The organism is Limnohabitans sp. (assembly GCF_031539105.1).
Classification (GTDB): domain Bacteria; phylum Pseudomonadota; class Gammaproteobacteria; order Burkholderiales; family Burkholderiaceae_C; genus Limnohabitans.
The window spans coordinates 123825-145284 of record NZ_JAVKLM010000009.1 but is presented as its reverse complement, the minus strand read 5'-3'; the positions used below and the strand labels follow the sequence as shown (position 1 = coordinate 145284).

Annotated in this window: 22 protein-coding genes; 17 read left to right on the top strand and 5 right to left on the bottom strand. The window is 58.4% G+C overall.

Annotated elements, in window-relative coordinates:
• Nucleotides 1-34 precede the first annotated feature (34 nt).
• The 7 genes from RMR24_RS02625 (at nt 35) to katG (ending at nt 8867) form a co-directional block, all read left to right on the top strand.
• Nucleotides 35-604: a hypothetical protein gene (locus RMR24_RS02625; RefSeq protein WP_310613538.1), complete on the top strand. Its 570-nt coding sequence runs from the start codon at nt 35-37 to the stop codon at nt 602-604.
• Nucleotides 604-2172 carry a ubiquinone biosynthesis regulatory protein kinase UbiB gene (gene ubiB, locus RMR24_RS02620; RefSeq protein ID WP_310613562.1) on the top strand — a complete coding sequence of 523 codons (1569 nt, stop codon included), beginning with the start codon at nt 604-606 and terminating at the stop codon, nt 2170-2172. The genes RMR24_RS02625 and ubiB overlap by 1 nt, the downstream gene beginning before the upstream one ends.
• Before the next feature lie 20 nt (nt 2173-2192).
• Nucleotides 2193-3638 (top strand): sodium:solute symporter family protein, encoded by a 1446-nt coding sequence (locus tag RMR24_RS02615; protein ID WP_310613537.1) that lies wholly within the window; start codon nt 2193-2195, stop codon nt 3636-3638.
• 66 nt (nt 3639-3704) lie between these two features.
• Nucleotides 3705-4043 carry an FmdB family zinc ribbon protein gene (locus RMR24_RS02610; RefSeq protein WP_310613536.1) on the top strand — a complete coding sequence of 113 codons (339 nt, stop codon included), beginning with the start codon at nt 3705-3707 and terminating at the stop codon, nt 4041-4043.
• 24 nt (nt 4044-4067) lie between these two features.
• Nucleotides 4068-4703, top strand: coding sequence for a DUF502 domain-containing protein (locus RMR24_RS02605; protein WP_310613535.1), 636 nt, complete (start codon nt 4068-4070; stop codon nt 4701-4703).
• A 2-nt stretch (nt 4704-4705) separates the two neighbouring features.
• Nucleotides 4706-6520, top strand: coding sequence for an aspartate--tRNA ligase (gene aspS / locus RMR24_RS02600; protein ID WP_310613534.1), 1815 nt, complete (start codon nt 4706-4708; stop codon nt 6518-6520).
• A gap of 178 nt (nt 6521-6698) precedes the next feature.
• Complete coding sequence (gene katG / locus RMR24_RS02595; protein WP_310613533.1) at nt 6699-8867, top strand: catalase/peroxidase HPI; 2169 nt, start codon at nt 6699-6701, stop codon at nt 8865-8867.
• On the opposite strand, the gene RMR24_RS02590 is transcribed toward katG, so the two are convergent.
• A complete protein-coding gene (locus RMR24_RS02590; protein WP_310613532.1) occupies nt 8864-9172 on the bottom strand; it encodes an ATP-binding cassette domain-containing protein in 309 nt (102 codons plus the stop codon). The two genes, katG and RMR24_RS02590, sit on opposite strands and share 4 nt — an antisense overlap.
• A 155-nt stretch (nt 9173-9327) precedes the next feature.
• On the opposite strand from RMR24_RS02590, the gene RMR24_RS02585 reads away from it, so the two are divergent.
• Nucleotides 9328-10419 (top strand): alpha/beta fold hydrolase, encoded by a 1092-nt coding sequence (locus tag RMR24_RS02585; RefSeq protein ID WP_310613531.1) that lies wholly within the window; start codon nt 9328-9330, stop codon nt 10417-10419.
• Here RMR24_RS02585 and RMR24_RS02580 read toward each other — a convergent pair.
• Nucleotides 10385-11512, bottom strand: coding sequence for a class I SAM-dependent methyltransferase (locus tag RMR24_RS02580; protein ID WP_310613530.1), 1128 nt, complete (start codon nt 11510-11512; stop codon nt 10385-10387). The two genes, RMR24_RS02585 and RMR24_RS02580, sit on opposite strands and share 35 nt — an antisense overlap.
• A 63-nt stretch (nt 11513-11575) precedes the next feature.
• Between RMR24_RS02580 and RMR24_RS02575 the strand changes: the two genes are divergently transcribed.
• Genes RMR24_RS02575 through RMR24_RS02550 form a run of 6 tightly spaced genes read left to right on the top strand, consistent with a single transcriptional unit; the run spans nt 11576 to nt 16411 of the window.
• Entirely contained in the window at nt 11576-12313 is a 738-nt protein-coding gene (locus RMR24_RS02575; protein ID WP_310613529.1) for an endonuclease/exonuclease/phosphatase family protein, read from the top strand.
• On the top strand, nt 12298-13494 hold the full coding sequence (gene clsB, locus RMR24_RS02570; RefSeq protein WP_310613528.1) for a cardiolipin synthase ClsB: 1197 nt from the start codon (nt 12298-12300) through the stop codon (nt 13492-13494). Before RMR24_RS02575 ends, clsB begins: the two co-directional genes overlap by 16 nt.
• Nucleotides 13495-13539: 45 nt before the next feature.
• Nucleotides 13540-14238, top strand: coding sequence for a GTP cyclohydrolase I (gene folE / locus RMR24_RS02565; protein ID WP_310613527.1), 699 nt, complete (start codon nt 13540-13542; stop codon nt 14236-14238).
• A gap of 4 nt (nt 14239-14242) precedes the next feature.
• Complete coding sequence (locus RMR24_RS02560) at nt 14243-14668, top strand: BLUF domain-containing protein (protein WP_310613526.1); 426 nt, start codon at nt 14243-14245, stop codon at nt 14666-14668.
• Nucleotides 14669-14687: 19 nt separating this feature from the next.
• Nucleotides 14688-15548 carry a DMT family transporter gene (locus RMR24_RS02555; protein ID WP_310613525.1) on the top strand — a complete coding sequence of 287 codons (861 nt, stop codon included), beginning with the start codon at nt 14688-14690 and terminating at the stop codon, nt 15546-15548.
• Nucleotides 15545-16411, top strand: coding sequence for a DUF429 domain-containing protein (locus RMR24_RS02550; protein ID WP_310613524.1), 867 nt, complete (start codon nt 15545-15547; stop codon nt 16409-16411). Before RMR24_RS02555 ends, RMR24_RS02550 begins: the two co-directional genes overlap by 4 nt.
• 5 nt (nt 16412-16416) lie before the next feature.
• On the opposite strand, the gene RMR24_RS02545 is transcribed toward RMR24_RS02550, so the two are convergent.
• Nucleotides 16417-17742: a DNA-directed DNA polymerase gene (locus RMR24_RS02545; RefSeq protein ID WP_310613523.1), complete on the bottom strand. Its 1326-nt coding sequence runs from the start codon at nt 17740-17742 to the stop codon at nt 16417-16419.
• 44 nt (nt 17743-17786) lie between these two features.
• Here RMR24_RS02545 and RMR24_RS02540 point away from each other — a divergent pair, with 44 nt between their 5' ends.
• Together RMR24_RS02540 and RMR24_RS02535 are read left to right on the top strand one after the other, a co-directional pair.
• Complete coding sequence (locus RMR24_RS02540; protein WP_310613522.1) at nt 17787-18071, top strand: type II toxin-antitoxin system HicA family toxin; 285 nt, start codon at nt 17787-17789, stop codon at nt 18069-18071.
• Nucleotides 18068-18400, top strand: coding sequence for a type II toxin-antitoxin system HicB family antitoxin (locus RMR24_RS02535; RefSeq protein WP_310613521.1), 333 nt, complete (start codon nt 18068-18070; stop codon nt 18398-18400). The genes RMR24_RS02540 and RMR24_RS02535 overlap by 4 nt, the downstream gene beginning before the upstream one ends.
• Here the strand turns inward: RMR24_RS02535 and RMR24_RS02530 are convergent.
• Nucleotides 18397-20079, bottom strand: coding sequence for a SulP family inorganic anion transporter (locus RMR24_RS02530; protein WP_310613520.1), 1683 nt, complete (start codon nt 20077-20079; stop codon nt 18397-18399). The genes RMR24_RS02535 and RMR24_RS02530 overlap by 4 nt on opposite strands.
• Nucleotides 20080-20273: 194 nt before the next feature.
• On the opposite strand from RMR24_RS02530, the gene RMR24_RS02525 reads away from it, so the two are divergent.
• Nucleotides 20274-20735: a thermonuclease family protein gene (locus tag RMR24_RS02525; RefSeq protein WP_310613519.1), complete on the top strand. Its 462-nt coding sequence runs from the start codon at nt 20274-20276 to the stop codon at nt 20733-20735.
• On the opposite strand, the gene RMR24_RS02520 is transcribed toward RMR24_RS02525, so the two are convergent.
• The gene (locus tag RMR24_RS02520; protein WP_310613518.1) at nt 20695-21456 is read right to left on the bottom strand and encodes a molybdopterin-synthase adenylyltransferase MoeB; all 762 of its coding nucleotides are present in this window, start codon (nt 21454-21456) and stop codon (nt 20695-20697) included. The genes RMR24_RS02525 and RMR24_RS02520 overlap by 41 nt on opposite strands.
• Between the last annotated feature and the right edge of the window lie 4 nt (nt 21457-21460).

Sequence of the window (21460 nt, the reverse complement as noted above, 5' to 3'; positions counted from 1 at the left end):
AGAAGAGCGCCCAAACAAGGAATAATTGGGGACTATGGCAACACAGTCCCCTTTTTCTTGGTTGGCCGATGCAGCAGACACGTTGCGCGCCAAACTCCCCGCAGATTTTCCGCAATCCTTCGCCCCACCTCCATGGGCGGTAGCGGAAGTGCAGCAGCGCGTGGTCCTTTTGTTGAACCACGTGCTCATGCAAGAGCCCGCCGCACGCGACCGCTTGCAACGCCAACGTGGCCGACAAGTGCAGGTGTGCTGGCGCGATCAAGTGTTTCAATGCGCCTTCACCCCAGCAGGTTTGATTGAGTTCATCAGCCCTGATGTCAGCACCAAAACTGCCGACCTCGTGCTGCGTGTGAACGAGCCTTCACCGTTTGAGTTGGTCAAGACCGTGTTGCAAGGCGAGAAGCCCGCCATTCGCATCGAAGGCGATGTGCAGTTGGCCGCTGAAGTCAATTGGCTGATCGATCATGTGCGTTGGGACCCCGAAGAAGATATGGCCCGACTCATTGGTGACGCTCCCGCTCACACCTTGGTGCAAACCGCCAAGCGTGCGGTTGATGCCCTGCGCAGCTTTGTGCAACAACAAAGCAAAAAGGCCGCGCCATGATGACCCGTTTGCTGCGTGGTATTTACATCGTTCTCATCGTTTTGCGTTACGGCTTGGACGAGCTGGTGCTCACCAGTTTCCAAAAGCCGGGCTTGCGATTGTTGGCCCGTATTGTGTCGGTGGGCCGCGATTTGTCTGCACCGCGCGGTCAGCGTTTGCGTGAAGCGTTAGAGCACCTGGGCCCCATCTTTGTGAAGTTCGGCCAAGTGTTATCTACCCGCCGCGATTTGCTGCCGCCAGACATCGCCGATGAGTTGGCCTTTTTGCAAGACCGCGTGCCGCCTTTCTCGTCTGCCGTTGCCGTGGGCACCATTGAGCGTGCGTTTGGTCGTCCGTTGAATGAGATTTTTGTCGAGTTCACGCACCAACCTGTGGCCAGCGCGTCCATTGCACAGGTGCACTTTGCCGTCATCCAAGACCGCAGCGGCGTGATCCGTGAAGTGGCCGTCAAGGTGTTGCGCCCTGGCATGTTGACCGTGATCGACAAAGATCTGAGCCTCATGCGCATGATGGCCGGCTGGGTGGATCGTCTCTCTGCCGATGGCAAACGCCTGAAGCCCCGCGAAGTGGTGGCCGAGTTTGACAAATACCTCCACGACGAACTCGACTTCATGCGCGAGGCCTCTAATGCCGCGCAACTTCGCCGCAACATGGAGGGCCTCAACTTGGTGTTGATTCCCGAGATGATTTGGGACTTCTGCCGCGACGACGTGATTGTGATGGAGCGCATGAAGGGCGTGCCCATCAGCCAAGTGGACCGTTTGCGTGCGGCAGGTGTGGATATTTCTAAGCTCGCACGCGACGGCGTGACCATCTTCTTCACGCAAGTGTTTCGCGATGGTTTTTTTCATGCCGATATGCATCCGGGCAACATCCAAGTCAGCCTCGATCCAGCCACTTTTGGCCGCTACATCTCGCTGGACTTTGGCATCGTGGGCACGCTCACCGAGCACGACAAAGAGTATTTGGCGCAAAACTTCACGGCCTTCTTCCGCCGCGACTACAAGCGCGTGGCCGAGCTGCATGTGGAGTCGGGCTGGGTGCCCGCTGACACGCGTGTGGACGAATTAGAGTCAGCGGTGCGAGCCGTTTGCGAGCCGTACTTTGACCGTCCGCTGAAAGAAATTTCACTTGGCATGGTGCTCATGCGCTTGTTCCAAACCTCGCGCCGCTTCAATGTTGAGATTCAGCCGCAACTCGTGTTGCTGCAAAAAACGCTGCTCAACATCGAAGGCCTAGGTCGCCAGCTCGATCCGGATCTGGATTTGTGGAACACCGCCAAACCGTTTTTGGAAACGTGGATGCTCGACCAAGTCGGCCCCAAAAAGCTATGGAAGCAGCTGGTAGCCGAAGCCCCGCGCTACGCCAAGCTCTTGCCCGAGTTGCCACGCTTGGTGCATGACTTTTTGAAGCATCGCCAAAACAACGACAACGCCCAGTTGCAACAGCTCATCGAAGAGCAACGCCGTACCAACCGCATGTTGCAACGTCTCATGTGGGTGGGCGGTGGCTTCTTGGGTGGTCTCGTTGCCATGCAAGTGTTTGTGCGCTTGCACCACATTTTTTAACCCCTTTGCGGAGTTGACCCGTGCTGCTCACACTCGTCATCGTCTATTTGCTGGTCACCATCGCCATTGGTTTGATGGCGGCCAAGCGCGTTCAAAACTCGGCTGACTTTGCCATTGCTGGTCGCCACCTGCCCATGGCCATGGTCATCACCACCACGTTTGCGACGTGGTTTGGTTCTGAAACCGTGTTGGGCATTCCTGCCAAGTTTGTGAACGGTGGCTTGCACGGCGTGGTGGAAGACCCCTTCGGCGCGGGCTTTTGCCTCATCTTTGTAGGTCTGTTCTTCGCAGGCAAGCTCTACCGCATGACGCTGCTCACCATCAGCGACTACTTTCGCGAGCGCTATGGCCGCGTGGTGGAGGTGGTGTGCTCGCTCATCATCATGGTCAGCTATCTTGGCTGGGTGTCGGCGCAGGTCACGGCTTTGGGCTTGGTGTTCAACCTGCTGTCTGATGGCGTGGTCAGCATGGAGCTGGGCATGGTCATTGGCGTGGTGTCGATCTTGGCCTACACCTTGTTTGGTGGCATGTGGTCAGTGGCCATCACCGACTTCATTCAGATGATCATTTTGGTGGTGGGCCTTTCTATCTTGGCTTTCTTTGCCGCAGGGCAGGCCGGTGGTGCGGACAAGGTACTGGCGCTGGCGATCAGCCAAGACATGTTCAAGTTTTGGCCCGAACCCAACACCAAAGACGTTTTGTTTTTCTTTGCCTCGGCCATCACCATCATGTTGGGGTCCATTCCGCAGCAAGACGTGTTTCAGCGCGTCATGTCGGCCAACAGCATTAAGGCTGCCACGCATGGACCTGTGATTGGTGGCGTGTGCTACATCTTGTTTGCGTTTGTGCCCATGTTTTTAGTGGTCAGTGCCATGATCATCATGCCCGAGCAGGCCACGACCTTGATTGCCGATGACCCACAAAAAGTCTTGCCCACTTTGGTGATGACGCAAATGCCGTTTGTCATGCAAGTGCTGTTTTTTGGCGCCTTACTCTCGGCCATCAAGTCCTGTGCCTCGGCCACCTTGCTGGCGCCTAGCGTGACGTTTACCGAAAACATTTGGCGTCAGTTCTTTCCTCACCAAAGCGACCAGCAAGAGTTGCGTGCCATGCGCGTGACGGTGTTGGTGTTCAGCATGCTGGTGCTGGGCTACGCCATTCGCATGCAGGGCACGTCGATTTACGAAATGGTGTCGGGCGCGTATCAGGTGCCCTTGGTGGGTGCCTTTGTGCCGCTGACCTTTGGCCTGTATTGGAAGCGTGCCACCACACAGGGCGCTATTTTTGCTCTGGCTTTGGGTTTGCTGACTTGGGGGCTGTTCTTGGCCACACCCGCAGGCGACGAGTTCCCGGCCCAGTTGGCGGGCGTGTTGGCCAGTTTGACGGGCATGGTGCTGGGCTCTTTGGGGCCGCAAGCCATTCGCAACGCCCACAGCGCCCACCACAAGCTGGTGGGCTTGGCCTGACCAACTCAGCCCTTGAAATAGGGGTTGGGCGCCTATAATTCAGGGTTTTACCGAACCCTCCTCGCCATGCCAATTTACGCCTACAAATGCGGTTCCTGCGGCCATGCCAAGGACGTCTTGCAAAAAATTGCGGATGCACCGCTGACAGATTGCCCTGAGTGCGGCAAGCCCACATTTTCCAAACAACTCACCGCTGCGGGCTTTCAGCTCAAAGGCTCGGGTTGGTACGCCACCGATTTCAAGGGCGGCACGGGCGGCACCTCTGCCCCCGCAGCAGCTGCGGGCACAGCCGCCGCTTCGACGACCAGCGACAGCCCTGCCGCCAGCAGCACCGACACCGCCTCTAGCAGCCCCGCCACGCCAACCGCTTCGGGCGGTTGCGCCACGGGCTGCGCGTGCCACTGATTTTTCAAAACCACAAAGCACCGCATGCCGATTAAAAAATACCTGCTCGCAGGCCTCTTGGTCTGGACGCCTTTGGCCATCACGGTCTGGGTGCTCACATGGCTCGTGGGCATCATGGATGGCATCTTCATCGACACCCTCTCCAAGTTCCGTCCCTTGGTGTCGCAAGACACGGTAACGTCCATGCGTGACATGACGGGCTTGGGCGTGATCTTGGTGTTGCTGGTGCTGCTGGTCACCGGCGCATTGGCTTCCAATGTGTTGGGTAAATGGCTGGTGCGTCAGTGGGACAAGTTGTTCACCAACATCCCCATCGTCAAGTCAATTTACGCCAGCGTGAAGAAGGTGTCTGACACCTTGTTCTCCAGTAGCGGCAATGCGTTTCGCCAAGCCTTGTTGGTGCAATACCCGCACGCAGGCATGTGGACCATCGCGTTTCAAACCGGCACGCCCGTAGGCGAAGTGGCCAGCAAATTGACGGGCGAACACCTGAGCGTGTATGTGCCTACCACCCCCAACCCCACCAGCGGATTTTTTTTGCTGGTGCCACGCAGCGATGTCATCGAGCTCGATTTGAGCGTCGACGAAGCGCTGACGTATGTCATCTCCATGGGCGCTGTGTCTCCTAGCGCCCCAGCACTCAACGAAAAGAGAAAATAAAAATGGCAATGCGTTCCCACTATTGCGGTCTGGTGACCGAAGCTTTGATTGGCGAAACCGTGAGCCTGTGCGGCTGGGTCAACCGTCGCCGTGACCACGGCGGCGTGATTTTCATTGACTTGCGTGACCGCGAAGGCTACGTCCAAGTGGTGTGCGACCCAGACCGCGCTGACATGTTCAACGTGGCCGAGAACGTGCGCAATGAGTTTTGTATCCAAGTCAAAGGCTTGGTGCGCGCCCGTCCAGATGGCACGACCAACGAAGGTTTGAAGAGCGGCAAGATAGAAGTGCTGTGCCACGAACTCATCGTGTTGAACGAGTCCGTCACGCCTCCGTTCCAAATTGATGACGACAACTTGTCTGAGACCACGCGCCTCACACACCGTGTGCTCGACCTGCGTCGCCCGTACATGCAAAACAACCTGATGCTGCGCTACAAAGTGTCGATGGAAGTGCGCAAGTACTTGGACGAAAACGGTTTTGTCGACATCGAAACACCGATGCTCACCAAGAGCACACCCGAAGGCGCGCGCGATTACCTCGTGCCTAGCCGCGTACACGATGGTCACTTCTTTGCGTTGCCCCAGTCACCTCAGTTGTTCAAACAGTTGTTGATGGTGGCAGGCTACGACCGTTACTACCAAATCACCAAGTGCTTCCGCGACGAAGACTTGCGCGCTGACCGTCAGCCTGAATTTACCCAGATTGATATCGAAACCTCGTTCTTGAGCGAGGAAGAAATCCGCGACATGTTCCAAGGCATGATCAAGCGGGTGTTCACCAACACCATCGGCGTGGACTTGGGCGAATTCCCTGTCATGACCTACCAAGACGCCATGCACATCTATGGCTCAGACAAGCCAGACCTTCGCGTGAAATTGCAGTTCACCGAACTGACCGACGTCATGGGCGATGTGGACTTCAAAGTGTTCTCAGGCGCTGCCAATATGAAGGGCGGCCGTGTGGTGGCCCTGCGCGTGCCCAACGGATCGGTTGAAGGCGGCGGTATCAGCCGTGGCGAGATTGACGCCTACACCGAGTTCGTCAAGATTTACGGCGCCAAGGGCTTGGCCTACATCCGCGTGAATGAGTTGGCCAAAGGTCGTGATGGTCTGCAAAGCCCCATCGTGAAAAACATCCACGATGCAGCTTTGGCTGCCGTGCTCGAGCGCACAGGTGCACAAGACGGCGATTTGATTTTCTTCGGCGCAGACAAAGCCAAGATCGTGAACGACGCCATCGGTGCGTTGCGCATCAAGATTGGCCACAGCGAGTTCGGTAAGAAAAACGGTTTGTTCGAAAACCGTTGGGCGCCGATGTGGGTGGTCGACTTCCCGATGTTCGAGTTCGACGACGAAAGCCAGCGCTACACCGCTGTGCACCACCCCTTCACCGCGCCCAAAGACGGCCACGAAGACTGGATGGTCACCGCCCCCGAGAAGTGCATCTCCAAGGGCTACGACATGGTGTTGAACGGCTGGGAAATGGGCGGCGGCTCGGTGCGTATTCACCGCGCTGACGTGCAACAAAAAGTGTTTGACGCTTTGAAGATCACGCCCGAAGAAGCCCAGCTCAAGTTCGGCTTCTTGCTCGACGCGCTGCAATACGGCGCGCCGCCACACGGCGGTTTGGCCTTTGGTTTGGACCGCATCGTCACGTTGATGACCGGTGCTGAATCCATCCGCGACGTGATTGCTTTCCCCAAGACACAACGCGCTCAGTGTTTGCTCACCCAAGCACCGAGCCCTGTGGACGAAAAGCAATTGCGCGAATTGCACATTCGCTTGCGCAATCTGGATGCACCCAAAACTGCTTAATTTTTTGTAGCGCTTCGCGTCGCAAGCCGCTTCGTCAACGCCACCTTCGGGTGGCGTTTGTCTGTGTGCTGCCGAACACAAAAAACTCAATTTTCATTCTTGGGCAAATATCGCCCACGGCGTGATGCTTGTTCCTACACTGATCTTTTAACCAACAGCGCCACGAAAGATCAGTGACATGAGCAACACGCATAAACCAGCCCCCACCCCAGAGGCTGGGCAATGCCCCGTCTTGCACGGCGCCAATACGCAAGTCGCCAACACGCCGATGGCGTGGTGGCCCAATGCCCTGAACTTGGACATCTTGGCTCAGCACGACGCCAACACCAACCCGATGGATGCGGGCTTTGACTACCGCGAAGAAGTTAAAAAGCTCGACGTGCCCGCGCTCAAGCAAGACCTCACCACACTCATGACCGACAGCCAAGATTGGTGGCCCGCTGACTGGGGCCACTACGGCGGTTTGATGATTCGCATGGCGTGGCACTCAGCTGGGTCTTACCGCATTGCCGATGGCCGTGGCGGTGCGGGCACCGGCAACCAGCGCTTTGCGCCGCTCAACTCTTGGCCCGACAACGTCAACCTCGACAAAGCCCGTCGCCTGCTGTGGCCCATCAAGAAAAAATACGGCAACCGGCTCAGCTGGGCTGACCTCATCGTGCTGGCGGGCAATGTGGCCTACGAATCGATGGGCCTCAAAACCTTTGGTTTCGCGTTTGGCCGTGAAGACATTTGGCACCCAGAGCAAGAGATCAACTGGGGCGCTGAAAAAGAGTGGCTGGGCGCCACGCGCTACGACAGCGACAGCCGTGAGTCGCTTGAAAACCCTTTGGCCGCTGTGCAAATGGGTTTGATTTACGTGAACCCCGAAGGCGTCAACGGCAAGTCCGACCCTTTAAAAACCGCGCAAGACGTGCGCCTCACGTTCAAGCGCATGGCCATGAACGACGAAGAAACCGTGGCCCTCACCGCAGGCGGCCACACCGTGGGCAAAGCACACGGCAACGGCAGCGCACTCAACTTGGGGCCTGTGCCTGAAGCTGCTGATGTGGCTGAGCAAGGCTTGGGTTGGATCAACCACACCACCCGCGCTGTGGGCCGCAACACCGTGTCTAGCGGCCTCGAAGGCGCATGGACAACACACCCCACGCAGTGGGATCACGGGTACTTCCACATGCTCCTTGACTACGAGTGGGAGCTCACACGCAGCCCCGCAGGTGCTTCGCAATGGAAAGCCATCAATCTCAAACCCGAAGACATGCCGGTGGGTGTGGAAGACCCTTCCATTTGCGTGCAACCCATGATGACCGACGCCGACATGGCTTTGAAGATGGACCCAGCGTACCGCGTGATCTTGGAGCGCTTTGCCAAAGATCCAGCCTATTTTGCTGACGTGTTTGCCCGCGCGTGGTTCAAGCTCACCCACCGCGACTTAGGCCCCAAGGCCCGCTACATCGGCCCTGAAGTGCCGCAAGAAGACCTCATCTGGCAAGACCCGGTGCCTGTGGGTAACACCAACTACGACGTAGCTGCGGTCGCCGCCAAAATTGCGACCAGCGGTTTGAGCGTGAGCGACATGGTGGCCACCGCGTGGGACAGTGCCCGCACCTTCCGCCACTCCGACAAACGCGGCGGTGCCAACGGTGCGCGCATTCGCTTAGCTCCGCAAAAAGACTGGGCAGGTAACGAGCCCGCTCGCTTAGCCCAGGTGCTGGTTGTGCTTGAGTCAATCGCCAAAGACACAGGGGCCAGCATGGCCGACGTGATTGTGTTGGCTGGCAACCTGGGCGTAGCGCAAGCCATCAAAGCGGCTGGTTTTGACATACTTGTGCCGTTCAAGCCAGGCCGCGGCGATGCCACGGCAGCCATGACCGATGCTGAATCGTTTGCCGTGCTCGAACCCGTGCACGACGGTTTTCGCAATTGGGTTGGCACACACGACACCCTCAGCCCCGAAGAACTGCTGTTGGACCGCGCACAACTTATGGGACTCACTGCGCCTGAAATGACAGCCTTGGTGGGCGGCATGCGTGTTTTGGGTACCAACCACGGCATGTCCAAGTGCGGTGTGTTCACCGAGCGCGTGGGCGTATTGAGCAACGACTTCTTTGTGCACCTCACCGACATGGCCTACCAGTGGAAGCCCACCGGTAAAAACTCGTACGACGTGTGCGACCGCAAAACAGGTAAGCCCAAGTGGACGGCCTCACGGGTGGACTTGGTGTTTGGCTCCAACGCCATTTTGCGAGCTTACGCCGAGGTGTATGCGCAAGACGACAACCGCGAAAAGTTGGCCCGCGACTTTGTGGCCGCTTGGACCCAGGTGATGAACGCGGATCGCTTTTAAGTCAGCTGAAGCACGCGCGTGCTCTGAAAACTCGCAGGCACTTCGTAGTCAGCCACGATCCACGCGCGGCTGGGGTGATTGGCGGCTTCGTGCAAAAACTCTTGGATGATGCGAATCGACATCAAGTCGAGCGCGGCAAAAGGTTGGTCTAACAAGGTGACCGCTGCGCCCGACGCAAGGGCTGCCATCACCATCACCTTGCGGCGACTGCCAGTGGACAGCATGTTGAGGCGCTTGTCTCGATGTGTGTGCATGTCAAGCGCGTCGCCCAAGTCTTGAAGCAGCGCATCGTTCCAGTTGCGCACCACAAATTGTGAATGGAGCCATGGATGAGGGCTTCGACTTTTAGCAATGTGGTGGTCGTTGGCATGGTGTCATCGTGGTGAACGCGCTGCCTTAGATTGTCATGCCCAGGTGGTTGCAGTTCTTTCATAGCCATGAACTAGGATGCTTCACAGTTATGACCATCTCAAAATTTCCTGCGCTCCAATTTCATCTGCCCAAGGCTCACCGTCATTTGGCCTACAGCACGATAGGTGCGGCCAATAGCCCACATGTGTTGCTGTGTTTGCCGGGCTTGTTAGAAACCCGTGCCACCTTTGATTCGCTGTTGCAAGACGCCGAGGGCGTGCATGGCCTGCGCGTGGTGAGCCTTGATTTGTGCGGGCGTGGCGACTCTAGCCTCTTGCCTGGTGACAAGGGCTACACCATGCAGGTGTATTTAGAAGACATTGAGCATTTCATTCGCGCCGAGCTGATGCCCGAGGGCAAGCCCGTGCCACGCATTGAGGTGTTGGGCACCAGCATGGGTGGCATCTTGGGCATGTACCTGGCCTGCGACACGCACAACCAAGTGAGCGGTTTGTACTTGAACGACATTGGTTTGGACTTGCCGTGGATGTCGATTTACGGCTTGTACGACGGCTTGAAAAAATTTGGCCGCTTGCCTACGCCAGAAGAGATGGCTGTCAAGTTCAACGTGAGCTTGGGTGCGGTGCTGGCGGTGCAGTCGCCTTCGCACTTTGACTTGTCGTACCGCAAAGACTGGAAGGGCATGAAGTTTGGCCATTTGCTGAGCGATTTCAAAGGCCCGTTGCGCTTGATCCACGGCAGCGAATCAGGCGTGTGCACCGCGCAGCAGGTGAAAGACGTGCAACGCGAATTTCCCAGAGCCAAAGTGCTAGAGGTGGCGGGGGCAGCGCACCCTGTGCCGTTCAACGCGGCAGTGAATAAGTTTGTGTTGAAGTGTTTAGATTTTCCTGACGCGTCAGCGCCCAAAGCCGAGCCAACCAAGGCTTATGAGCCAATGGACATGGTGCTAGAAGCTGCGCCAGTTTGGCAACAGCCGTCGGTGGTGACCGATGTGCCTGTGGAGGTGATGCAGTCGGTGGAAGTGATGGCACCAACGCAGCTGCCTGTCGCACCACCTGAAGCACAGCAGCTTACCCAGTCAGCTGAGCAGCCCGTGAATATTCAGCAGCCTAGTCGCGCTCTTTCAACTGGCTGGTTGTCGTGGCTCAAGCGGCAGCTGCTAGGCGCCACAAAGAAGTAACTTCTTTGGCACGCGCGTCGTGCAGTGGGTCTGTGTCGTCGGTGGCTTTGCCGTGACGCGGCTTGATGTCGGTGCGGCCCAGCACTTGCAAGCTTGCTTCGCTGATCCAACCCATTAGCTCGTCTCTGCTGCGCAGCCCCAAGTGTTCGGCCAAGTCCGACAAGATGAGCCAGCCTTCGCCCCCAGGTGCCAAGTGCGCACGCAAGCCACTGAGAAAACCACGCAGCATACGGCTACCTTCGTCGTACACCGCATGCTCGATGGGCGAGCTGGGGCGGGCAGGCACCCACGGTGGGTTGCACACAATCAGCGGCGCTTGCCCCTCAGGAAATAAATCGGTTTGCACGAGTTCTACTTTGTCGATGCGTTGCAAACGCTTCAAGTTCTCGCGCGCGCAGGCGAGGGCGCGTGGGTCTTGGTCGGTGGCGACGATGCGTTGCACCCCGCGCTTGGCCAGCACGGCCGACAACACGCCCGTGCCCACGCCAATGTCAAACGCGAGGGCTTTGTTTTGGATGGGAGCGTTGGCCACGAGGTCCACATACTCGCCGCGTACTGGCGAGAACACGCCGTAGTGCGGGTGAATGCGGTTGTGAGGCGCGTCGCCCAAGGCGGCTATTTCGACACCGTTTTTGCGCCACTCGTGTGCGCCCACCACACCTAGCAATTCGCGCATCGACACCATGCAGGCTTCGCCGCTTGCAGGGCCCCAGGCTTCGGTGCAGGCCAGCTTCATGTCGGGTGCGCGGCGCAGAGGAATGGTGTAGTCGCCGTCCATGGGCACGATGACCATGGCCAAGATGCGTGCGCGTTGGCCCAGCGCTTGGCGGTGCGCATTGAAGGCTTGCAAGGGCGCAACTTCGAGTTCTGGCTTTTTGCTTTTTTTAGGCTTGCGCTCGGTGCGGCGTGCCAAGGCTTGAAGCAGTTGGCGTGCGTTGTGAAAGTCACCCCGCCACAACAGGCCCGTGCCCTCGCAGGCCAAGCGGTAGGCTGTGTCGGCCGACATGGTGTCGTCAGCGGCTACTACGCGGCGCGGGGCGGCAGCGCCGCTTTCGGCGCGCCAAGTAGGTAAGTTGTCTAGGGGTGTGAGCATGGCGGCATCATAGAGGCCAGCCTCCTTAGCCTCGCTGCATTCAGGCACACTTCAGCGCAGAACATGAAAACATTCAAAGTCGCTACTTACAACATTCACAAAGGCGTCCAAGGCTTAGGGCCCGCGCGTCGTTTGGAAATTCATAACCTCGGTCATGCGGTGGAGCAGTTTGATGCCGATGTGGTGTGCCTGCAAGAAGTGCGTGCGTTTAATCGCCAGCAAGCCCGCCGCTTTAAGCACTGGCCCGATCAAGGCCAAGCCAACTTTTTGGCACCCGAGGGTTACACGCCGGTGTACCGCACCAACGCCATCACCAAACACGGCGAGCATGGCAATGCGTTGCTCAGCCGTTGGCCGGTGCTGGAGGAGCGCCACGAAGATATGTCGGACCACCGCCTTGAACAACGCGGTTTGTTGCATGTGACGCTGCAAGTGCAAGAGCGCGAACTGCATGTGATCGTCATTCACTTGGGGTTGTTGCCTGGCAGCCGCTTGCGTCAAACACAGCAGCTGCACGACTTTATTGAGCGCGAAGTGCCTGCCCATACACCGCTGCTGGTGGCGGGTGACTTCAACGATTGGGGCAGCGCTGTGTTGCGCATGATGGCCACCGTGGGCCTGCACACCAACATGGGTAAGCAATACCCCACTTACCCATCGCGCTTGCCACTGGTGCAGCTGGACCATGTCTACGCGCGTGGCGTACATCGTGTGGCCACGCAGGTGCCGCGTGGGCCTATTTGGGGCCGCATGTCTGACCACTTGCCACTGTTGGTGGAGTTTGCGTGGGACGCGCCTTGAAACGACCGCATGCACATTCGCACAACATGCGCTTACTGACAGGCGGTGTAGATTTGTTTGCGGCCATGGTCGCAGCCATGGATGCTGCGCAACATGAGGTGTTGCTAGAAACCTATATCTTTGACTTTGCAGGTGCGGGTGCTGATGTGGCGCACGCTTTGATGCGTGCCGCAACGCGTGGCGTGCAGGTGCATGTGGTGGTGGATGGCGTTGGTACCGGCGAGTTGTCTGCTGAGTGGGCATCGCAGTTTGAGCAGGCAGGCGTGCAAATGCGTGTATTTGCGCCTGCCGTAGGCCTTGGCTTTTGGTTGCCTAGCCGCTGGCGGCGTTTGCACCGCAAGTTGTGCGTGGTGGACAACACGGTGGCGTTTTGCGGCGGCATCAATATCTTGGACGATTATTTAGACCCGCATGTACAAGGCTTGTTGAAGGCGCCAAGGCTGGACTATGCCGTCAGCCTGCAAGGCCCGCTGGTGGGCGCGGTGCGCACGACCATGGCGCAGCTGTGGTCGCGCATCGAGGCGGTGCGCGAATTGCGCAGCCAAGATTTGGGCAGTGCGCTAGACGCGCTGCGCGGCGCCAAGCAGAGTTTGCATTTGCCTGCACGGGGCGAAATCCAACTGGTGCTGCGCGACAACGTGCGCCACCGTGCGCACATTGAGCGCACCTACCGCAAAGCCATTGGTGCGGCGCGTCACGACATCATTGTGGCCAATGCGTATTTCTTTCCGAGCTTGCGCTTGCGCCGTGCGCTGATCATGGCGGCACGGCGTGGTGTGCGTGTGCGTTTGCTGCTGCAAGGCAAGTACGAATACTTCTTGCCCTACCGCGCTGCACGCCAGATGTATGGCCAGCTGATGACGGCGGGCGTTGAAATTTACGAATACCACGCCAGCTTTTTGCACGCCAAAGTGGCGGTGGTGGATGGCAAGTGGCTGACGGTGGGCTCATCCAACCTTGACCCCTTCAGCCTGATGCTGGCGCGTGAGGCCAATGTGGTGGCGCACGACCCGCCGATGGCGCTGGCATTGCAGGCCAGTTTGGTCGATGCGATGGAGCGCAGCGCTGACCGCGTTGACCCGCACACTTACCTCAGCCGTGGCTGGCGCGAGCGCACGGTGGATGCCTTTGCCTCGGCAGTGCTCCGCTTTGGCGTGTTTTTGACCGGCAAACGTTACTGAACGGGGCGTTAATAAGGTTTTTGCTTCGCTGATACCATCATCCCCATGACTGCAAAAGACAACTTCGAAGGCACGCCGGTTTCTGTGAAGATCCGCGAGCGTATTGCCGCCGCACGCAAGCGTTTTCACTCCAACGACAACATTGCCGACTTCATCCAACCCGGCGAACTAGAGGCCTTGCTCGACGAAGTCGAAGTCAAGATGCAGGGCGTGCTTGACAGCTTGGTGATTGACACCGATCACGACCACAACACTGGCGACACCGCCCGTCGCGTGGCCAAGATGTATTTGCAAGAGGTCTTCAAAGGCCGCTATGTGCAGGCACCCGCCATCACCGAATTTCCCAACGCCGAACATTTGAATGAGCTGATGATCGTCGGCCCCATCACTGTGCGCAGCGCGTGTAGCCACCACTTTTGCCCCGTGATCGGCAAGATTTGGATTGGTGTGTTGCCCAACGAACGCACCAACGTGATTGGCCTGTCCAAGTACGCCCGCTTGGCCGAGTGGGTCATGGGTCGCCCCCAAATTCAAGAAGAGGCTGTGGTCCAACTGGCCGATCTGATCCAATCCAAAACACAGCCTGACGGCTTAGCCATCGTCATGGAAGCCAGCCACTTCTGCATGTCTTGGCGCGGCGTGAAAGACATGGACAGCAAGATGATCAACTCGGTCATGCGCGGTGCTTTCTTGAAAGACCCCAACTTGCGCCGCGAATTTTTGTCTCTCATTCCTAAAGGTTGATGCCATGCTCGTTCGTCTGTTGTATGTGAGCCGTTCCGTCAAACCCGAAACGCCCGAAGAAACTGAATCCATCTTGGCCAGCTCACGCGAGCACAACATCAGCAACGGCATTACCGGCGTGCTGTGCTTTGGTGGCGGCATTTATTTGCAAGCCATCGAAGGCGGTCGCAACCAGGTCAACGCGTTGTACACCCACATCGTCAAAGACCCGCGGCACAAAGACGTGGTGATCTTGGCCTACGAAGAAATTTCCGAACGCCGCTTTGGCGGTTGGACCATGGGCCATGTGCGCTTGGACAAACTGAACCCGTCCATCGTGTTGAAGTACTCCGAAACGCCCGAGCTCGACCCTTACGGTGTGTCGGGCCAAGTGTCGTTCGCGTTGCTAGAAGAACTGATGGCCACTGCGTCCATCGTCGGCCGCGCCTGACGCGCCAGTTAGTTAGCGCTTGAGCGCCAACGCTCTTTCTATTGTTTTGCTCGCAGGGCTGCTGCATGCCTTGTGGAATATTCTGGCCAAAAAAGCTGGCGCTGACGCACGTTTCGCTTGTTTCGCCGCAGTCACAGGTGCCGTCGTTTGGGCGCCTGTAGGGATATGGTTAGGCTGGGATGTCGTGCCACAGTGGAGTGTTGGGGTGTGGTGTTTTGTCGTTGGCAGCGCGCTGTTGCGTATCTTGTATTTCGTTGTTCTGCTGCGTGGCTATCGTTTTGCAGACTTGACTGTGGTGTATCCCTTGGCACGTGGAACTGGCCCTTTGCTTTCATCGTTCGCTGCCGTTGTGTGGTTCGGCGAAACTATCTCCTTCATGGGGGCGCTCGGCATTGCTTGCGTGATTGGCGGTGTGTTTTTAATTGCAGGTGGCCCCAATCTGACTATTCAACGTCTTCGTAGCGTAGGCTTGCGTTATGGACTTTTGACGGGTGTATTGATTGCCAGTTACACCGTGGTCGACGGCTATGCAGTGAAGGTGCTGCTGCTGTCCCCGATATTGATGCACTATGTTGAGAACGTGGTGCGTGGGGTGCTTTTGATGCCTGTGGTGTTGCGCGATCGACCTGCCGCTTGGGTGTTGTGGCATCAACAATGGAAATACGCACTCATCGTGGGTACGGTGACGCCTATTTCGTATGTGTTGGTGTTGTATGCCATGCAGACTGCACCTTTGTCTTTGGTCGCGCCTGCGCGTGAAGTTTCTATGTTGTTTGCTGCGCTCATTGGTGGTCATTTGTTAGGTGAGGGTGATCGTGGGCTTCGTGTGCTGGGGGCTCTGCTCATTGCAGGTGGTGTGACCATGTTGGGAATTGCATGACTGCTTCACCTATTCTCATTGGCTGCGACTTCAGCAGCAGCCCCTCCAAACGCAAGCCCATCGTCGTGGCGGTCGGCCACGCCAAGTCTGGCCGCGTGCAGTTGCAAAGCCTGTTGAGGTTTGACACCCTTGCTTCATTTGCCGATTGGCTGAAACTTCCGCAAACGTGGGTGGGTGGTTTCGATTTGCCTTTTGGTCTACCACGTGAATTGGTCGAAACGCTGGGCTGGCCCAACGACTGGCTGTCCTGCATGCAGCACTACACCGCACTCAGCCGCGCTGACATCCGCGCCACCTTCAAAGCTTTTTGCGATGCGCGCCCTGTCGGCGGCAAGTTTGCCCACCGCGCCACCGACACACCTGCGGGCTCGAGCCCGTCGATGAAGTGGGTCAACCCGCCTGTGGCCTACATGCTGCACGCAGGTGTGCCGTTGTTGATTGAGGCGGGCGTGACGCTGCCAGCGTTGTACACCCCTGGCGCGTTGATCGACGAGTCGTCAACGCCTGCGTTATCCACACCGAGGCGCATTGCGCTCGAGGCCTACCCCGGCTTGCTGGCGCGTGAGCTGATTGGCAACACCAGTTACAAAAGCGACGACAAAGCCAAACAAACGCCCGAGCGTTTGATTGCCCGCAAACAGCAGCTGCAAGCTTTGGAGGTGGGGCAAACTCGTTTGGGTCTGCGCCTCAAACTCAGCCATGCCCAACACGACACGCTGGTGGACGATGCCAGCGGCGACTGTTTGGACGCTGTGCTTTGCATGGTGCAAGCTGCATGGGCGCAAGCCCAGCACGAGGCAGGGCATGCGCAATACGGACTGCCTGCGTGTGACCCGTTGGAAGGCTGGATCGTGACGGCTTGAAACGCCTAACGCTCCGACTCCAAATCAGGAATTCGATTGAACGCAATCCGCATCGGCGCGTGGTCTAGCCCTGCGTGTGCGCTGGCAAAGTACACGGTGTTTTTGCCGTGCTTATTGTTAAGTGTGTCTATCGCTGCCAGCAGTTTGCGGCGGTCTTTTACAGGGGCGATGCGGGCAGACAACGAGCCTGAAATGCTTGGCGCAATGCCTGCCGCCAACCCATCTATTGCCCCATCCGCCGCAGCTTCATCAAACCCAAACAAATCGCCCGTGTGCTGACCCGCTTCAATCAGGCCATGCAGCTGCACACCCACGCTGACAGGCTGGCGCAGCAGGTGCAGGCCGCTGTGCCACAGCTGTTCTAGCGTGTGCAGCAAAAAAGCGGTGTCTTGGGTTTCGCCCACATGCGCGGCGCGGTCATCACCCATCAGCCCACGGTTGCCGCCATAGCCGTGGCGGCAGCGCACATGCACACTCATGCTGGTGGCGTAGACGTTTTGCTTGCGCAGGCGCATGGCGGCTTTTTGCGTCAGGCGGTTGAGCACCGCAAACGCGCCCGCGGGGTTGCGCAGGTCGGGCGGCAACACATGCGAGTGGCCCAGCGACTTGGCCACCGTCTCACGCGGGCTATACCACTGGCCGCGCAGCTTGTCGTACATCTCGGCGCCCGCCACGCCGCCCCATGCCGTGCGCAGCAGCTCGCGTGGCGCGGCATAGAGCTGCTCCATCGTGTGAATGCCGCAGCGCTCTAGCCGCTGCACCATGCGTGGGCCAATGCCGTTGATCGCCTTAGGCTTGAGCCCATACAAACGCTGTGGCAGCTCGTGTGCCTCAATCACCGTCAGCCCATCGGGCTTTTGCATGTTCGACGCGAGTTTGGCCAGCAGCGTGTTGGGCGCAATGCCCACCGACGTGCGCATGCACTCGCCCAGCTGCGCCACCACCTCGGCCTTGACGCGTTCGGCCAGCCCCACCGCAAGCTCGCGCTGTTGCCAGCGGCCGGTTAGCTCGCACTCCATCTCGTCAATCGACAGCACTTGGCGCACGGGGGCCAGCGTGTCCACCACCGCCACGGCGCGGTGGTGCATCTCGACATACTTGGCGTGGTCTGCCAGCACGATGGCAATGTCGGGGCACAGCCGCCGCGCCTCGGCCACTCCCGTTCCCGTGCCAATGCCCAGCGCCTTGGCCTCGTAACTGGCAGCAATGCAGCACGACGTTTCGGCCAGCACTGGCACCACGCCCACAGGCCGCCCGCGCAGCGCGGGGTTGAGCTGCTGTTCCACCGAAGCGAAGTAGCTGTTGAAGTCGACGAAGAGGGAGCGGAGCATAAATGCTGTATTTAAACACAGTAATTCTTAAGAGAGTGTTGTCTATGATTGCACTTTTTGATAGCATTGTCCGCGTCAACACCAAACACCGCAAAACGCTGCGCGCTGTGTTTGCCAAACCCACCTCGGCCTCGTTGGTGTTTGCAGACATTGAGTCGCTGCTGGTGGCCCAAGGTGGTGAGGTGCATGAGCGAGAGGGCTCACGCGTCAAGATCATCCTCAAGAGCGAGCAATGGCGCTGTCACCGCCCGCACCCAGGCAAAGAAGCCAAGCGGTATCAGGTGGAAGAAGTGCGCGAGTTGTTAGAACGAATCGGAGTGAAGCCATGAGCACCATGACCTACAAAAACTACATTGCTCGCATTGAGTTTGATGAGCGCGACAACATCTTTGTTGGTCGCGTTCTGGGGCTGCGCAGCATCATCAGTTTTCATGGCGAAACCGTGTCTGAACTTCGTCACGAATTTGAAGTGACCATTGATGATTTTTTGAACGACTGCAAAGCGCAAGGGATCACGCCCGAGAAGCCTGCATCAGGCAAGCTTATGCTGCGGGTTCCCCCTGAAACACATGGCGCGGCTTTGGTGGCTGCGCAGGCAGCGGGGAAGAGTTTGAACCAGTGGGCCGGCGAAGTGCTTCGCTCTGCAGCTCACAGTTAAATACACCACCCCATATCCGCAGGCAGCGTCTCCAACTGCCTCAATTGCGCAATTGCCTCCGCATCCGTGCGATACATGTACAGCCCTGAACGGACTTGTAGGCAGCCTGCGCGGCGCAGCACGGTTTCTACCGGTAGTTTCATGCCGCTGATGTGCAGGCTGATGCCGCGCTCGCGCAGCATGGCTTCGAGTTTGCTGACCATCTCCACGCCGGTGGCATCGATGCGGTTGATGGGGATGGCAAACAGGCACACATGTTGGGTCTGTGGGTGCAGGCTGACGTACTCGACCACGGCGCGCTCTAAGCTGCTGGCTGCGGCAAAGTCTAGCTCGGCATCCATGCGCAGGGCGTAAAGGTTGGGGGCCAAGGGCGGTAGTTTCCAAAGGTGGCGATCGCGCAGGCTGCCGTCGGCGTGCAGGCCAATTTCGATGATGCGGGGGTGCAGGCGTTGGTACAAAAAGTGAGCCAAGGTCATCAGCACACCTGCGAGCACGCCCCAGTAAATGGCGGGGGCATTGATGAGGGTGATGACAAAGGTCAGCCCAGCCGTGATGGCCTCAGCGCGTGAAACTTGCCACAGCGCTCGAAAGTGCTTGGGTTGAAACAGGTTGAGCACAGCCACGATGACTGCGGCTGACAGCACCGCGCGGGGCACAAATTGCAGCGCGGGCATCAAAAACAACAGGCTGACCAACACGCACCCAATGCTGAATAAGGTAGCCCAGCCAGACCGTGCGCCTGCATACAGCATGAGCGCAGAGCGTGAAAACGAGGTGCTGGTGGCAAAGCTGCCGCACAAACCCGAGGCCATTTTGGCCAAGCCTTGGCCAATCAGTTCGAGGTTGTCGTTCCAGCGTTTGCCATCGCGTTGGCACTCAATGCGTGCGCTGGACGCGGTTTCTAAAAAGCTCACCAAGGCAATCACCATGGCGGGCACCCAAAGTTGGTTGAGGGCGTGCAAGCCTGGCCATTCGGGCCAGTACAAAGCAGGCAAGTCGCTTGGCAGCAGGCCGACCACACTGCCGTGTTGGCTGTAGTCGCTCACATAACCCAACCACGAGGCTAAGCCTACAACCAGCATGATGCCCGGCCAGCGCGGCGCAAACCGGCGCAGCAACAGCAAGAGTGCCAAGCTGGCCAAGCCAAACAAAGCAGGCCAGCCTTGCAGCCAATTACCCCAAAGTGCGACGTCCCATTGCCAAGTTTTGACGCCCAGCAGTGCGGGTACTTGCGAGGCCATGATGAGCAGCGCGGCAGCTTGCGTGAAGCCCATCAGCACAGGGGCGCTGATGAGGTTGAGCAACCAGCCGTAGCCACCTAAGCCCAAGGCCAGTTGAATGGCGCCCGACATGAGCGACAGCCACACTGCCAGCGCAACCCATTCGGGCGTTCCGGCCTCTGCTAAACCATTGAGCGAAGCTGCAATCAGCACAGACGTCAAAGCGGCAGGTCCGACCGACAAGCGGTTGGCGCTGCCAAACAGCAAAGCCAACAAAGCGGGGATCAAGCAGGTGTAGAGGCCCGTCACCAAAGGCATACCAGCCAAGCTCGCGTAAGCCACTGCCTGCGGAACCATGACCAATGCCACAGTCAAGCCAGCCAGCAACTCAGTGCGGGCAAACTCACGGGTTAAGACGGGCCAAGTTGTCGAACGAAAAAACTGTTTTAAAAACGCCATGCCACATCTTAAGTCGACATATCAGCGCGATGCATAGGCTGAGCCCACTTGTAGGTCGGACTCACTGTGCAGTCGGATCGTCGGGGGTTTAATGTTGGATAACTTCAATAGCTCGAATCACTGTGGCCTTTCTTTTCCAACAACGCAACGCGCTACAACGCTGGAGGCTGTGGCGCAGCTGTGCTTTTTTTGTCGTGGTTTGGAGCACCCTTAGTACTGCGCTGGCCTGGCCCGGCGTGGTCACACACGTGAGTGATGGCGACACTGTGTGGGTGCAACCGCTGCAAGGTGGTGAGGCTTATAAGGTGCGGCTGCTGGGCATCGACGCCCCCGAAATTTGTCAACCGTGGGGCCCACAGTCACGCGCCGCATTGCACGCTGCGCTGCAAGGCCAAGTGGTGGAGGTGACGGCCCGCACACGCGACACCTACGGCCGTTTGCTGGCGCAGCTCAGCCGCCAAGGCAACGATGTCGGCGCGTGGATGGTGGGGCAGGGTTATGCGTGGTCGTACAGCTACAAACACAATGCAGGTCCGTATGAGGCGCTGCAGATGCAAGCGCAAACGCAGCACTTGGGTTTGTTTTCAGATGGGCGTGCGTTGCAGCCGAGGTGGTTCAGGAAACGCTTTGGGTCGTGCCACACACCGGGCAGCTAGCGTTGCGCTGCAAGCGCACTTCGTTCCATTCCATGGCACGGCCATCCAGCATTTGCAGGCGGCCTGTCAGGCGCGAGCCCATGCCTGTGATGAGCTTGACGGTTTCCAAGGCTTGCATGGTGCCAATCACGCCTACCAGTGGCGCGAGCACGCCCATGGTGGCGCACAGCACTTCTTCGGGCGCTTGGTCGGGCGGGAAGATGCAGGCGTAGCAGGGCGATTTGTCGTCACGCGCGTCATACACCGCCAGCTGACCATCCATGCGAATGGCCGCGCCAGAGACGAGCGGCACTTGGTGTTTGACGCACGCGGCGTTGACGGCTTGGCGGGTTTCAAAGTTGTCGCAGCAGTCCACCACCACTGTCACAGTGGGCACGAGGGTGTCTAGCTGAGCCACGTCTAGCTTGTGGGCCAGCGCGGTCACGCGCACCTCGGGGTTGAGGGCCGACATGGCCTGCGCAGCTGACTCGACCTTGGGGTGGCCTACACGCGCGGTGGTGTGGGCAATTTGGCGTTGCAGGTTGGTGAGGTCCACCACATCGTGGTCGGCAATCGTGATGTGGCCTACGCCGCTGGCGGCTAAGTACAAAGCGACGGGAGAACCCAAGCCACCTGCACCGACCACCAGCACATGGCTGTCGACCAAGCGCTGCTGACCTTCGATGCCCACATCGTCAAGCAGGATGTGGCGCGAATAGCGCAGCAGTTGGTCGTCGTTCACCGCA

Bases quoted from the DNA above. Each gene is read 5' to 3' on its own strand.
- RMR24_RS02550 (WP_310613524.1), top strand. From the start codon at position 15,545: ATGACTGCTTCACCTATTCTCATTGGCTGCGACTTCAGCAGCAGCCCC.
- RMR24_RS02530 (WP_310613520.1), bottom strand. From the start codon at position 20,079: ATGGCGTTTTTAAAACAGTTTTTTCGTTCGACAACTTGGCCCGTCTTA.
- RMR24_RS02580 (WP_310613530.1), bottom strand. From the start codon at position 11,512: ATGCTCACACCCCTAGACAACTTACCTACTTGGCGCGCCGAAAGCGGC.
- RMR24_RS02585 (WP_310613531.1), top strand. From the start codon at position 9,328: ATGACCATCTCAAAATTTCCTGCGCTCCAATTTCATCTGCCCAAGGCT.
- RMR24_RS02605 (WP_310613535.1), top strand. From the start codon at position 4,068: ATGCCGATTAAAAAATACCTGCTCGCAGGCCTCTTGGTCTGGACGCCT.
- RMR24_RS02610 (WP_310613536.1), top strand. From the start codon at position 3,705: ATGCCAATTTACGCCTACAAATGCGGTTCCTGCGGCCATGCCAAGGAC.
- RMR24_RS02540 (WP_310613522.1), top strand. From the start codon at position 17,787: ATGATTGCACTTTTTGATAGCATTGTCCGCGTCAACACCAAACACCGC.
- aspS (WP_310613534.1), top strand. From the start codon at position 4,706: ATGGCAATGCGTTCCCACTATTGCGGTCTGGTGACCGAAGCTTTGATT.
- RMR24_RS02545 (WP_310613523.1), bottom strand. From the start codon at position 17,742: ATGCTCCGCTCCCTCTTCGTCGACTTCAACAGCTACTTCGCTTCGGTG.
- RMR24_RS02575 (WP_310613529.1), top strand. From the start codon at position 11,576: ATGAAAACATTCAAAGTCGCTACTTACAACATTCACAAAGGCGTCCAA.
- RMR24_RS02560 (WP_310613526.1), top strand. From the start codon at position 14,243: ATGCTCGTTCGTCTGTTGTATGTGAGCCGTTCCGTCAAACCCGAAACG.
- RMR24_RS02625 (WP_310613538.1), top strand. From the start codon at position 35: ATGGCAACACAGTCCCCTTTTTCTTGGTTGGCCGATGCAGCAGACACG.
- ubiB (WP_310613562.1), top strand. From the start codon at position 604: ATGACCCGTTTGCTGCGTGGTATTTACATCGTTCTCATCGTTTTGCGT.
- folE (WP_310613527.1), top strand. From the start codon at position 13,540: ATGACTGCAAAAGACAACTTCGAAGGCACGCCGGTTTCTGTGAAGATC.
- RMR24_RS02535 (WP_310613521.1), top strand. From the start codon at position 18,068: ATGAGCACCATGACCTACAAAAACTACATTGCTCGCATTGAGTTTGAT.
- katG (WP_310613533.1), top strand. From the start codon at position 6,699: ATGAGCAACACGCATAAACCAGCCCCCACCCCAGAGGCTGGGCAATGC.